The organism is Bradyrhizobium sp. CSA207, from assembly GCF_029051685.1.
Lineage (GTDB): Bacteria > Pseudomonadota > Alphaproteobacteria > Rhizobiales > Xanthobacteraceae > Bradyrhizobium.
The window spans coordinates 58,060-70,766 of record NZ_JAACFT010000026.1 but is presented as its reverse complement, the minus strand read 5'-3'; the positions used below and the strand labels follow the sequence as shown (position 1 = coordinate 70,766).

Genomic DNA, 12,707 nt, shown 5'->3' with positions numbered 1-12,707 from the left:
ATGCAGGCCCGGCTCTCGCACCTCGGCCGGCATCCTTCGAGACGCTTGCTTCGCAAGCTCCTCAGGATGAGGGGATAGACTGGAGTGCGAGGCCTCAATTCTCGATTTTGTATCCCGTCGCCTTGACGATCGGCTGCCAGAGGGCGGTGTTCGCGGCAAGCTCCTGGGTAAGTCCCTCCGCCGTGCTGCCGACCGGGATCATGCCGATCGCTGTCAGCTTCTCCTTCACCTCGGGCTTGGCGAGTGCAGCACGGGCCGCCGCGCCGAGCTTGCTTGCAAATTCCGGCGGGCTGCCGGCGGGAAGCCACATGCCGTACCAGGCATCCGCGACGAGGTCGATGCCGTTCTCCTTCAGCGTCGGCACCTCCGGCGCGAAGGGCGAACGCTCTGCGCTCGCGACCGCGATGATCCTCACGCCCTTGGCGCGATGCTGCGGGAGAGCATCGGCCAGCGTCGTGATTCCGAACGAGAGATGGCCGCCGATGAGATCGTTGAGAATGGGCGTACTGCCGCGATAGGGCACGCGGTTCAAAGGAATGCCGAGGTCCTTCTCCAGCTTCGAGCCCATGAAATGCGGAATGGTGCCGTTGCTGGGCACGCCGAATGACGTCTTGTCCGGATGCGCCTTCAGCCAGGCCACGAATGACTTGAAATCCGTGACATCGAGCGCCGGATTGATCACGAGCGCGAACTCGAAACGTGCCAGCAGCGACACCGGCACGAAATCCTTCGCCGTGTCGAAGCTCGGCGTGGTCTCCACCATTGGCAGCAGATACATGGTGGGTCCCGTCGTCACCAGCACCATGCCGCCGTCGGGGCTGGCGCCCTTTACCGCCTTGATGCCGATCAGGCCATCGGCGCCGGTGCGGTTCTCGACCACGATGGTCCGTTGCAGCACCGGCGCCATGTCCTGCGCGATCAGACGGCACAGCGTGTCGCCGCCCGCGCCCGCCGCGAACGGGAAGATGATTTTGGTGAGCCCGGCCTGGGCTTCCGCGTGGTCCGCTTGCGCGAGCAGCGGCAGCCCCAGACATCCGGCCATGAATGCACGACGATCCATACGTTTCCTCTTTTGGCCCATTGTTGGTTGCCGGCATTAGAACCCGGCCCACGTCCAAGACAAGGCCGGCGGTAGCACCGTTTACCATGCCGGCCGCCTTGCGCCGGCCATCGTCGTGCTGCAAAAGCAGGCCTCACCGGCGCCGCCTGTCGCTTCGCCGTTTCCCAATGCAGAGCATTCGCCGCACGCGCCATGGCCAGCCCCGAACTCAGTCAATTCCGCCGCATCGTCGTCAAGGTCGGCTCCGCGCTGCTGGTCGATTCCGACAGGGGCGAGGTGCGCGCATCCTGGCTGGCCGCGCTCGCCGACGATATGGCCAAGTTGCACCGCGAGGGCCGCGACGTCCTCGTCGTCTCCTCGGGCTCGATCGCGCTCGGCCGCAGCCGGCTCAAGCTGCCGCGCGGCCCGCTGAAGCTTGAGGAGAGCCAGGCCGCCGCCGCCGTCGGTCAGATCGCGCTGGCGCGGATCTGGTCTGAAGTGCTCGGGGCGCACGGCATCGGCGCCGGCCAGATCCTGGTGACGCTCCAGGATACCGAGGAGCGCCGCCGCTATCTCAACGCCCGCTCGACCATCGGCAAGCTGCTGGAATGGCGCGCAATCCCCGTGATCAACGAGAACGACACGGTCGCCACCAACGAGATCCGCTACGGCGACAACGACCGCCTCGCCGCGCGCGTCGCCACCATGGCGAGCGCCGACCTCTTGGTGCTGCTGTCCGACATCGATGGGCTCTACGACGCCCCGCCGAAGAACAATCCGGACGCCAAGCTCATACCCGTGGTCGACAGCATCTCCTCGGAGATCGAGGCTGTGGCGGGCGATGCCGAATCCGAACTCTCGCGCGGCGGCATGCGCACCAAGGTCGAGGCCGCCAAGATCGCCACCACCGGCGGCACGCATATGCTGATTGCGTCCGGCAAGATCGAGCATCCCCTGCAGGCGATCGCCGATGGCGGCCGCTGCACCTGGTTCCTGACGCCCGCGAACCCCATCACCTCGCGAAAGCGCTGGATCGCGGGATCGCTGGAGCCGAAGGGCACGCTGACGATCGATGCCGGCGCGGTCGCGGCGCTGCGCGCGGGTGCCAGCCTGCTGCCGGCCGGCGTCATCAAGGTCGAGGGCCAGTTCGCCCGCGGCGATGCCGTGATCATGCGCGGCCCCGACACCAGCGAGATCGGCCGCGGCCTGATCGCCTACGACGCCGAGGATGCCGAACGGATCAAGGGCCGCTCCTCCCCGGACGTGATGGCGATCCTCGGCATCAGCGGCCGCGCCGAGATGATCCACCGCGACGACCTGGTGGTGGGCGGGTAGGGCCGAGCCGGGCCGTTTTTCAAGGGACCGCTAGGTCAATGACCCAGCCGGCACGCAGCCGGGGAGACCAGCCATACCCTCCCGACCCTTCGCAAAAGCGGGATTTCCGTGCTAGGACACGCCCTTAGCAGAAGGTTCGAACCGCTATGGCCGCCCCCCTCAAAGCCCTCGACGGCACCGCCGATCTTCAGGCGCTGATGACCGATCTCGCCGCTCGTGCCCGCGCTGCGGCGCGCGTCCTGGCGCTGGCGCCGCCGGAGCAGAAGAACCGGGCGCTCGAGGCCATGGAGCGGGCGATCCGCAACAATGCATCTACCATTCTCGCCGCCAATGCCGAGGACGTCACTGAGGCGCGCGCATCCGGCAGCGCCACCTCCTCCTTCATCGACCGCCTGGCGCTGACGCCCGCGCGCGTCGAGGCGATGGCCGAAGGCATCGGCATCGTCCACGACATTGCCGATCCGATCGGAATCGTCACGGAGAGCTGGCAGCGGCCGAACGGCATGACCATCGAGCGCGTGCGTGTGCCGCTCGGCGTCGTTGGCGTGATCTTCGAGAGCCGGCCCAACGTAGCGGCCGATGCCGGCGTGCTGTGCCTGAAAGCGGGCAATGCTGTGATCCTGCGCGGCGGCTCCGACAGCTTCCGCTCCTGCCGCGCGATCCATCAATGCCTGGTGCAGGGTCTGCGCGAAGCGGGGCTGCCGGAAGCTGCAATCACGCTGGTGCCGACGCGCGACCGCGCAGCGGTCGGCATGATGCTGTCCGGATTGAACGGCGCCATCGACGTGATCGTGCCGCGCGGGGGAAAAAGCCTCGTCGCGCGGGTCGAGGCTGAAGCGCGCGTGCCTGTGTTCGCGCATCTTGAAGGCGTCAACCACGTCTATATCGACGGCAGCGCCGACCTTGCCATGGCGAAGTCGATCGTGCTCAACGCCAAGATGCGCCGCACCGGCGTCTGCGGCGCGGCCGAGACGCTGCTGGTCGATCGCGCCGGCGCCGCAAAGAGCTTGAAACCGCTGATCGAGACGCTGATCGAAGCAGGCTGCGAAGTGCGCGGCGACGAAACGGTGCAAGGAACGGATGCGCGCGTAAAACCCGCGAGCGAGGACGATTGGGACACCGAATATCTCGATGCGATCATCGCGGCAAAGGTGGTCGACGGCGTCGACGGCGCGATCGCGCACATCCAGAACCACGGCTCGCACCACACCGATGCCATCGTGAGCCAGGATGAGGCGGCCGCGAAGAAGTTCCTCAGCGAGGTCGATTCCGCTATCGTGCTGCACAACGCCTCGACGCAGTTCGCCGATGGCGGTGAGTTCGGTTTCGGCGCCGAGATCGGCATTGCCACCGGCAGATTCCACGCTCGCGGCCCGGTCGGGGCCGAGCAGTTGACTAGCTTCAAATATCGCGTCCACGGCACAGGGCAGACGCGGCCGTAACGTCGCAAGGCGCGGGGCATTGAGCAACGATTTCGTCGCGCCGCGCTTCGTGGCGCAGGCCATACCGCCCTACACCCAGGGCATGCGCATCGGCTTGCTCGGCGGCTCGTTCAATCCGCCACATCAGGCTCATCGCGCCATCAGCCAGTTCGCGCTGAAGCGCCTTCAGCTCGACCGCGTGTGGTGGCTGGTGACGCCGGGCAATCCGCTCAAGGAAAACGGCTCGCTGCATGAGCTCGGCGCGCGCATGCAGGCGGCGCGCGACGTCGCCAACGATCCCAGGATCGAGGTGAGCTGTCTCGAATCCGTCATCCGTACGCGCTACACTATCGACACGATCAACACCTTGCGCCGCCGCCTCCCCGGCCTGCGCTTTGTCTGGATCATGGGCGCCGACAATCTCGCTCAATTCCACCGTTGGCAGGACTGGCGCCGGATCGCCGGCCAGGTGCCGATTGCAATCATCGATCGCCCGCCACAGAGTTTTCGCGCCCTTGCCTCGCCCGCCGCCCAGGCGCTTGCGCGCTATCGCCTGCCCGAGAGGGAGGCGGCGCTGCTTGCGGACCGGCCAGCGCCGGCCTGGGTCTTCCTGACGGGATTGAAGCTGAACCTGTCGTCGACCGGCCTGCGGAACCCGGACGGGAGCTGGAAAGGTACGAAGTGAGACGGACTTATGCGGGCTGGGGCTCTCTGGCATATTGAAACCCTTAACCCCACATGATGTAGTGTAACCAGTGAGCGCCGGATTCGGCCCTCGCGATACAGTGAAAGGAATGGTCCCTGACCACGTCTGTATTGTCCAAGTCTGTTTTACCCAAGGTAGCTAAACCGGCGCGTAAAACATCGACCAAAGCTGCGGCCTTGAAGGCGCAACCCGACGCCGACAAGACGCTGAACCTGATCCTCTCCCGCCTCGACGATATGAAGGCGGAAGAGACGGTCACCATCGACCTTCGCGGCAAATCGGCGTATTCCGACTACATGATCGTCACCACGGGCCGGGCCAACCGGCACGTTGGCGCGATCGCGGAGAACGTCACGAAGAGCCTCAAGGAAACCGGCATCAAGATCATCCATGTCGAGGGCTTGCCCAATTGCGACTGGGTGCTGATCGATTCCGGCGATGTGATCGTGCACGTGTTCAGACCCGAGGTCCGTGAGTTCTACAATCTTGAGAGATTGTATACGCAGGGCCCAGGGGCGGCGAAGGCGATCTAGACTTAGAGAGCCGATTTCGAATCGGCTGGCGCGCATGCTAGCGTCGTGCGCGCGCATGATGCGCGCGGTCTGGAAAACGCGGCCCTGAAGACGCGGCCCTGAAGACGTGGTCCTAAAGACGTCATGCGTGTTGCCGTCATTGCGGTGGGCCGGCTGAAGCAGGGCCCCGAGCGGGAGCTCGCCGACCGCTATTTCGAGCGGTTCGACGAACTCGGCCGCAAGCTCGGATTCCGCGAGCTCACTGTCCATGAAATTCCCGAGAGCCGGGCGCGCGACGCTGCGACGCGGATGGCCGAGGAAGCCGCGGCGATCGGCGCGCATGTTCCCGACAAGTCGGTCCTGGTGGCGCTGGACGAGCGCGGACAAAGTCTGGATTCCACCGTATTCGCACGGAATCTCGGCCGCTGGCGCGACGAGGGCGCCGGACATACTATCTTCGTGATCGGAGGGGCGGACGGACTTTCGCCCGAATTGCGCCGTAAGGCCAAGCTCGCGATCGCGTTCGGCTCTGCGACCTGGCCGCATCAAATGGTCCGCGTCATGCTTCTGGAACAGCTTTATCGGGCCGCAACCATCCTGGCCGGCCATCCCTATCATCGCGCGTGATGCGCGCCACACGAGCACCTTTGCCGAAACGATGCGCGCGCCGATTCTCAACCTGTTGCTGATCGCAATGCTCGCCGGCGCAAGCCTCGCGCAAGCTCAGACGGCACCGCAGACCGCAGCGATCTCGCCCGACGCGATCAAGCAGCGCGAGCAGGAGCTGGAAGCCGCGCGCGCAAGGCAAAAGAGCGCGGAGGAAGCCCAGGCCAAGCTCAAGGCCGAGATCACCTCGCTCGGTCAGGACCGCACTCAGCTTAATCAGCAGTTGATCGATACCGCCGCGAATGTGCGCGCCGTCGAGACCAAGATCGACGAAGCCGAGGCGCGGCTGCGCACGCTGAACGGCCGCGAGCAGGCCATGCGCACTTCGCTCGATTCGCGCCGCGCCGATATCGTCGAGGTGCTGGCGGCCCTGCAGCGCGCCGGCCGGCGCACGCCGCCTGCACTGCTGGTGCGGCCGGAAGATGCGCTGCAATCGCTGCGCACCGCCATGTTGCTTGGCGCCGTGGTGCCGGAATTGCGCACCCGCGCCGAGAAGATCGCAGGCGAGCTCGGTGAGCTCGTGGCCTTGCGCAAGAGCATCGCCACCGAGCGCGATCAGCTCGCCGCCAATCGCGACAAGGTCCGCAATGACCAGACCCGGCTCACCGCCCTCGTCGACGAGCGGCAGCGCCAGCAGGCGTCGCGCGAAAAGGACCTCGACGCCGAGAATTCGCGCGCGATTGCGCTATCCCGGCAGGTCGGCGATCTCCAGGGGTTGATCGCCAAGATGGAGCAGGATCTGCAAAGCGCCGCCAAGGCTGCTGAGAAGGCGGCCGAGGCCGCCAAGCAGGCCGAGGCAAAGGCGGCAGCCAACGCCAGCGCCAAGCCCGGCCCGGGCGCTTTCAAGGACCGCTCCCGGACCACACCGGCAATCGCCTTCGCTTCGGCCAAGGGCCTCCTGCCGCTCCCGGTTAACGGTAACAAGATCAGGGATTTCGGCGGTTCCGATGGGGTCGGCGGGGTCCAAAAGGGCATTTCCCTGGCAAGCCGGCCCGGCGCCCAGGTCACGACGCCGTGTGATGGCTGGGTGGTCTATGCCGGCCCATTCCGCAGCTATGGACAACTCTTGATCCTCAATGCCGGGGGCGGGTATCATGTCCTGATCGCCGGGATGGAGCGCATTTCGGTAAACATCGGTCAGTTTGTGCTCACGGGGGAGCCGGTCGCGACCATGGGGTCGATTTCACAAGTCGCCTCCATTCTCGCCACGAACGCGAGTCAACCTGTGCTCTATGTCGAGTTCCGCAAAGACGGCACTCCAATCGATCCAGGCCCATGGTGGGCCGCAAATGAAGGCGAGAAGGTTCGCGGATGATGCGCAAGACTTCAGTTATTCTGCTCAGCGCGGCCACCGGTGCGGCGCTGACGCTGTTCGTGACCCAGCCGCGCGCGGTGTTCATGGGCTCGAGCGCACGGGCCGCCACCGCGGACACCTATCGCCAGCTCAATCTGTTCGGCGACGTGTTCGAGCGCGTGCGCTCCGATTATGTCGAGAAGCCCGATGACACCAAGCTGATCGAATCCGCCATCAGCGGCATGCTCACCGGTCTCGACCCGCATTCGAGCTACATGGACGCCAAGAGCTTCCGTGACATGCAGGTGCAGACTCGCGGCGAGTTCGGCGGCCTCGGCATCGAAGTCACAATGGAAGACGGCCTGATCAAAGTGGTGTCGCCGATCGACGACACGCCGGCCTCGCGCGCCGGCATCATGGCCAACGACATCATCACCAATCTCGACGAAGAAGCCGTGCAGGGCCTGACCCTGAACCAGGCGGTCGAGAAGATGCGCGGTCCGGTCAACACCAAGATCAAGCTCAAGATCATCCGCAAGGGCCAGGACAATCCGATCGACGTCACGCTGGTGCGCGACAACATCCGCGTCCGCTCGGTGCGCGCGCGCATCGAAGCCGACGACATCGGCTATATCCGCATCACCACCTTCAACGAGCAGACCACCGAAGGCCTGAAGCGTGAGGTCGCCAGCCTGTCGAACCAGATCGGCGACAAGCTCAAGGGCTACATCATCGACCTGCGCAACAATCCGGGCGGCCTGCTCGAGGAAGCGGTCACCGTCTCCGACTCCTTCCTGGAAAAGGGCGAGATCGTGTCGACCCGCGGCCGCAATGCCGAGGAGACCCAGCGCCGCACCGCCCATGCGGGCGACCTCACCAAGGGCAAGCCGGTGATCGTGCTGGTCAACGGCGGCTCGGCCTCGGCGTCGGAAATCGTCGCGGGCGCGCTCCAGGACCACAAGCGCGCGACCATCGTCGGCACGCGTTCGTTCGGCAAGGGCTCGGTGCAGACCATCATCCCGCTCGGCTCGGGCAACGGCGCGCTGCGGCTGACCACGGCGCGCTACTACACGCCGTCGGGCAAGTCGATCCAGGCCAAGGGCATCGTGCCCGACATCGAAGTGCTCCAGGACGTGCCGGACGAGCTGAAGTCGCGCACCGACACCAAGGGCGAGGCGTCACTGCGCGGCCATCTCAAGAACGACGGCGACGAGAAAACCGGCTCGCAGTCCTACATCCCGCCGGATGCCAAGGACGACAAGGCCCTCAAGCTGGCCGACGACCTGCTTCACGGCATCAAGAACAGCGCCTCCGCGGCGCCGACGCCGGGCAGCGACAACAAGGGCACGACCGACAAGCCCAAAGCGGCAAACTAAGTCGTCGCATCGCGCGATCTCTCGAAAAGGGCGGCTCCTGGAGCCGCCCTTTTTGCTTGCAACTCCTGCCAACTCCTGCCGCCCCCGGCCTATCCCGGCCTGCCGCCTCTTGACCTCGGCGTGGTATCGTCGGTCCGAGTGATTCGGGATCGCGCATGACTGAAACGGCCGATGATCTGAGCGCCCCGCTCGGACAGGACAAGCCGCGCCGGAAACGCCGGCTGCGGCTGCCGTTCACGGCCATGCAGTTGCTGGCTGTCTTGCTCGGCCTGTTCCTGGCCACCTTTGCCGGCTTCGCCATCTTCAACAAGGATCCGCTCGGCGGCGAGCCGATGACCCGGCTGGCGATCGGCGAGCCCAAAACCACGGACAAGGCCACGGGGGAGAGGCCGGCCGCTGCCGACCATGGCCAGGAAAGCAAGCAGGAGACCAAGGAGACGCCGAAGCCGGCCGCCTCCGGCGAGCACAAGACCGTCACCATCATCGACGGCTCCAGCGGTGCGCGCCACGACGTGGTGATCGGCGGCGACGCCGCCGACAAGGGCGAGGTGGCCTCTGCGGCGCCGCCCGTCATGGCCGGGGTCGATCAGAAGCTGCTCGAGAAATCGCGCTACGGCATGATTCCCGTGGTCGTCGACGGGCTGAAGCCGTTCAACGTCTATGCCGCTGAGGCCGACCGCGCCAAGGCCGCCAAGATGCCGGTGGTCGCGATCGTGATCGGCGGCCTCGGCGTCGGCGCCGCCAAGACCACCGACGCAATCATGAAGCTGCCGCCTGCGGTGACGCTGGCCTTCACGCCCTACGGCTCCGATCCCGGCAAGCTCGCCGAGCGGGCCCGCGCCCAGCGCCACGAGATCTTCCTCCAGATCCCGATGGAGCCCTACGACTTCCCGGACAACGATCCGGGGCCGCAAACGCTGCTGACGTCGCTGAGCGCCGACCAGAACATGGACCGCCTGTACTGGCATCTGAGCCGGATGCAGGGCTATGCCGGCATCACCAATTTCATGGGCGCCCGCTTCGTGGCGACCGATGCGGCGATGCAGCCGATCATCCGCGAGGCGGCCAAGCGCGGGCTCGGCTTCTTCGACGACGGCTCGTCGCCCCGCAGCATCGCGCCTCAGGCCGCGGCGAGCCAGGCGATGCCGTTCGGCAAGGGCGACATCGCGATCGACGTCGTGCCGACCTCGGCCGAGATCGACCGCGCCCTGAACAAGCTCGAAGCAGCGGCTCGCGAGCGCGGCGCGGCGATCGGAACCGCCTCCGCCCTGCCGGTCTCGATCGAGCGGATCGGCACCTGGACCAAGACATTGAGCGACCGGGGCATCCTGTTGGTGCCATTGACAACCGCGATGCTGAAATCAAAATCCAGCTAAATCAACGGATTGGTATGGTACGGGTCCTGCGGGGCCGACGTGTCTGCGGTCAGCATGCGAAAGGTTCGGCGGAATGGCGCGTTACGAGGATCTGCCCTACCGAACCTGCGTCGGCGTGATGTTGCTCAACGAGGACGGACTGGTGTTCATCGGCCGCCGCGCCGGCGGCATCGAGCATGTTGACGATGCCCATGTCTGGCAGATGCCGCAGGGCGGCGTCGACCCCGGCGAGGATACGTGGGAAGCCGCCAAGCGCGAGCTCTACGAGGAAACCAGTGTGCGCTCGGTCGAGCGGCTCGGCGAAGTTCCGGACTGGCTCACTTACGATATTCCCCGCACGGTCGCCGGCCGCACCTGGAAGGGCCGCTACCGCGGCCAGCGCCAGAAGTGGTTCGCGGTGCGCTTCACCGGCAAGGACAGCGAGATCAATGTCGAGAAGCCGGGCGGCGGCCACAAGGCCGAGTTCGTGAGCTGGCGCTGGGAGCCGATGAAGAACCTGACCGGCCTGATCATCCCCTTCAAGCGCCCGGTCTATGAGCGCGTGGTGAAGGAATTTGCCGCGCTCGCGGAGCAGTGATTGCATCGTCAATCCGGGGCATGCGAAGCAGGACCTATGGTGCGCAATTGCGCCCCTGGGAATGACGAAGAAGGAAGTCCGTGACCGATCAAAAGCCCTACCGTCCCAATGTCGGGATCGCGCTGTTCAACGCCGATGGCCGCGTGTTGGTCGGGCACCGCTTCAAGGGCGATGGACCTGAGATCATCCTGCCGGGCCTCGATTGGCAGATGCCGCAAGGCGGCGTCGACGAAGGCGAGGATCTGCGCGATGCGGCGCTGCGCGAGCTCTGGGAGGAGACCAGCGTCAGGAGCGCAAGCTATCTCGGCGAGACCGACTGGCTGACTTACGAATTCCCGCCTTACGACGGACCGCAGTCACACCGGCTGGCGAAGTTTCGCGGCCAGCGCCAAAAATGGTTCGCGCTGCGCTTCACCGGCCAGGACGGCGAGATCGATCCGCTGACGCCGCGCAACGGCCAGCCCGCGGAATTCGATGCGTGGCGCTGGGAGAAACTCGATCGGGTCGTCGATCTCGTCGTGCCGTTCCGCCGCGAGGTTTATCGGGCTGTGGCGGAGCAGTTTACGGCGTTCGCAAACTAAAACAGCGAAAACAACCCCATGCACAGTAGCCGGCCACCGCCGGCGCGTTGCCCTGTGGTCGCTGCGAAGGCACTGATAGGTCGAGAACAAAGCGGCGGCACGGCGCAATCGCCGCAAGGCCGGTCGATAGCGCACTTGCAGAGCCCTCTTCCGCTCTAATTGACCGGGCCCACCGTGAACGGGCCGATCGCGATGACATGGCAATCGCTGTCGCGTTTGGCGCAATCGGCCAGCGCCGAATTGACGGCGGTCTGCTCGTCGGCGGCCCTCAGGCCGAGACCGGGGCGGCCTGCGGTGCCGACCGCGACCGCATTCCAGCCGGTGGCGTCGGCGAGATTGCGCACGACCTCGTCGCGCGCATCCGCCGCGATCGAGGCGTTGCTCGCTGCATGAAAGAAGCCGGTGATCTTGAGCAAGGTCGGGATCGGCACGACGAAATTATCATCGACCGCCACGATCAGGCAGGCGACGCCGGCAATCGCCCCGCAGGATTCGAGCGAGCGCCGCGTCGAGTCGTCGGCGGACGGTGCGCCCATCACCATGAAATATTGTCCGCCCGGGCCGAGCGCGACCGAGCGCGATTTCGCAGCCGGAGCATACATGTTCTCGAGGCGAAGCTTGGCGGGATCGCGCACCATCGGAAAGTCCTTCGAGGCGAAGGGACGCTCGGTCACGGTGTCATGCCGGACCCAGGGCTGCGGCGGCATCGGCGGCTTGCCGTGGACGTAGACCACGGCGTTGCCGAGCGCATAGAGCTCGCAGCGCCGCGGCGATTGCGAGGCGTCGGCGCGCTTCTGGCACTGGTCGACCGCGGCATTGCGCGCGGCATCCTCGTTGGGCTGATTGAGCGCGGAGCCGGTGAAGCCGGCGATGTTCAGGGCAAAAGCCTTGTAATCGGCGGCGGCGGAATACTCATTGGAAAGATAGGCGCGCACGCGCTCTCCGATGAACGGCACCATATCGGCCGGGAATTTGCCGCCTGAGGCCGCGGGCGGCGAAGGGACCGGTGCCGTGTTCGCCGCGGCCATGGTTGACGTCGGGCCGGGTGCTGCCGCCGCACTCGCGGCCGGGCTTGACGCCGCAGCGGGCGCTGCTGCGGCGCTTGCCGGTGCCTTGGCGGTTTCGAGCTTGGTGAAATAGAGGAAGCCGCCAACGCCAATGGCGACGATGGAGACGACGCCGACGACCAGCGGCCACATCCAGTTCGGCGCGGGCGCGGCCTTGCCCGCGACCTTCTTCACCTGCGGCGTGTTGTAGCTGCCGTCCTCGCGCCGCATCGCCACCATATAGGCATGCACGGGCGTCGGGATATTCTTGACCTCTTGCGCGCCGATATCGGCGAACTGCACCGACAGCTTGTTGGCGACCTGCTCGTGCACGGCACGGGAGACGCAGATGCCGCCGACCTCGGCGAGACCTTCCAGCCGCGCCGCGATGTTGACGCCATCGCCCAGCAGATCGCCGTCGCGCTCGACCACGTCACCGATGGTGATGCCGATACGAAACGACATCTGCCGGCTCGGCGGATAGGCCATGTTGCGGGTCCGCAGCGACTCCTGGATGTCGATCGCACAGCGCACCGCATCAACTGCGCTGGGAAATTCCGCAAGCACGGCATCGCCGGCGGTATTGAAGATTCGTCCGCCCGCTTTCGCAATGAAGTCGTCGACGACCTCGCGGTAGGAGGCCAGACGTCGGAGCGTCTCCTCCTCGTCTTCCGCGACAAGTCTCGAATACCCGGCAATATCGGCTGCGAAGATCGCCGCAATCTTGCGTTTCATCTGCTACCGGCCCCGGAACAAATTTCCGCGGATCAGAATGCCG

12 protein-coding genes are annotated in these 12,707 nt (G+C 65.8%); 10 read left to right on the top strand and 2 right to left on the bottom strand.

Features of this window, described 5'->3' with window-relative positions:
• Positions 1-94: 94 nt before the first annotated feature.
• Complete coding sequence (locus GWG65_RS27210; RefSeq protein ID WP_275198642.1) at positions 95-1,060, bottom strand: Bug family tripartite tricarboxylate transporter substrate binding protein; 966 nt, start codon at positions 1,058-1,060, stop codon at positions 95-97.
• Positions 1,061-1,252: 192 nt separating this feature from the next.
• On the opposite strand from GWG65_RS27210, the gene proB reads away from it, so the two are divergent.
• From proB to GWG65_RS27160, 10 genes are all read left to right on the top strand, one after another.
• The gene (proB, locus tag GWG65_RS27205) at positions 1,253-2,374 is read left to right on the top strand and encodes a glutamate 5-kinase (RefSeq protein WP_275198641.1); all 1,122 of its coding nucleotides are present in this window, start codon (positions 1,253-1,255) and stop codon (positions 2,372-2,374) included.
• 146 nt (positions 2,375-2,520) lie between these two features.
• On the top strand, positions 2,521-3,816 hold the full coding sequence (locus tag GWG65_RS27200) for a glutamate-5-semialdehyde dehydrogenase (protein ID WP_275198640.1): 1,296 nt from the start codon (positions 2,521-2,523) through the stop codon (positions 3,814-3,816).
• A gap of 19 nt (positions 3,817-3,835) precedes the next feature.
• Positions 3,836-4,480, top strand: a complete 645-nt coding sequence (locus tag GWG65_RS27195; RefSeq protein ID WP_275198639.1) for a nicotinate-nucleotide adenylyltransferase — start codon at positions 3,836-3,838, stop codon at positions 4,478-4,480.
• Between the two features lie 197 nt (positions 4,481-4,677).
• Positions 4,678-5,034, top strand: a complete 357-nt coding sequence (rsfS, locus tag GWG65_RS27190) for a ribosome silencing factor (protein ID WP_275198638.1) — start codon at positions 4,678-4,680, stop codon at positions 5,032-5,034.
• A 123-nt stretch (positions 5,035-5,157) separates the two neighbouring features.
• Positions 5,158-5,640, top strand: coding sequence for a 23S rRNA (pseudouridine(1915)-N(3))-methyltransferase RlmH (gene rlmH, locus GWG65_RS27185; protein ID WP_275198637.1), 483 nt, complete (start codon positions 5,158-5,160; stop codon positions 5,638-5,640).
• Between the two features lie 31 nt (positions 5,641-5,671).
• Positions 5,672-6,994 (top strand): peptidoglycan DD-metalloendopeptidase family protein, encoded by a 1,323-nt coding sequence (locus tag GWG65_RS27180; RefSeq protein WP_275198636.1) that lies wholly within the window; start codon positions 5,672-5,674, stop codon positions 6,992-6,994.
• Positions 6,991-8,349, top strand: a complete 1,359-nt coding sequence (locus GWG65_RS27175) for a S41 family peptidase (protein WP_275198635.1) — start codon at positions 6,991-6,993, stop codon at positions 8,347-8,349. The genes GWG65_RS27180 and GWG65_RS27175 overlap by 4 nt, the downstream gene beginning before the upstream one ends.
• A gap of 155 nt (positions 8,350-8,504) precedes the next feature.
• On the top strand, positions 8,505-9,725 hold the full coding sequence (locus GWG65_RS27170; protein ID WP_275198634.1) for a divergent polysaccharide deacetylase family protein: 1,221 nt from the start codon (positions 8,505-8,507) through the stop codon (positions 9,723-9,725).
• 73 nt (positions 9,726-9,798) lie between these two features.
• Positions 9,799-10,302 (top strand): RNA pyrophosphohydrolase, encoded by a 504-nt coding sequence (locus tag GWG65_RS27165; protein ID WP_275198633.1) that lies wholly within the window; start codon positions 9,799-9,801, stop codon positions 10,300-10,302.
• An 80-nt stretch (positions 10,303-10,382) separates the two neighbouring features.
• Positions 10,383-10,883, top strand: a complete 501-nt coding sequence (locus tag GWG65_RS27160) for an RNA pyrophosphohydrolase (protein ID WP_275198632.1) — start codon at positions 10,383-10,385, stop codon at positions 10,881-10,883.
• 155 nt (positions 10,884-11,038) lie between these two features.
• On the opposite strand, the gene GWG65_RS27155 is transcribed toward GWG65_RS27160, so the two are convergent.
• The gene (locus tag GWG65_RS27155) at positions 11,039-12,664 is read right to left on the bottom strand and encodes an adenylate/guanylate cyclase domain-containing protein (protein WP_275198631.1); all 1,626 of its coding nucleotides are present in this window, start codon (positions 12,662-12,664) and stop codon (positions 11,039-11,041) included.
• Positions 12,665-12,707 lie beyond the last annotated feature (43 nt).

Excerpts from the sequence above, each read along its gene's own strand:
- GWG65_RS27210 (WP_275198642.1), bottom strand. The coding sequence starts at position 1,060 with ATGGATCGTCGTGCATTCATGGCCGGATGTCTGGGGCTGCCGCTGCTC.
- proB (WP_275198641.1), top strand. The coding sequence starts at position 1,253 with ATGGCCAGCCCCGAACTCAGTCAATTCCGCCGCATCGTCGTCAAGGTC.
- GWG65_RS27200 (WP_275198640.1), top strand. The coding sequence starts at position 2,521 with ATGGCCGCCCCCCTCAAAGCCCTCGACGGCACCGCCGATCTTCAGGCG.
- rlmH (WP_275198637.1), top strand. The coding sequence starts at position 5,158 with ATGCGTGTTGCCGTCATTGCGGTGGGCCGGCTGAAGCAGGGCCCCGAG.
- GWG65_RS27180 (WP_275198636.1), top strand. The coding sequence starts at position 5,672 with ATGCGCGCGCCGATTCTCAACCTGTTGCTGATCGCAATGCTCGCCGGC.
- GWG65_RS27175 (WP_275198635.1), top strand. The coding sequence starts at position 6,991 with ATGATGCGCAAGACTTCAGTTATTCTGCTCAGCGCGGCCACCGGTGCG.
- GWG65_RS27170 (WP_275198634.1), top strand. The coding sequence starts at position 8,505 with ATGACTGAAACGGCCGATGATCTGAGCGCCCCGCTCGGACAGGACAAG.
- GWG65_RS27165 (WP_275198633.1), top strand. The coding sequence starts at position 9,799 with ATGGCGCGTTACGAGGATCTGCCCTACCGAACCTGCGTCGGCGTGATG.
- GWG65_RS27155 (WP_275198631.1), bottom strand. The coding sequence starts at position 12,664 with ATGAAACGCAAGATTGCGGCGATCTTCGCAGCCGATATTGCCGGGTAT.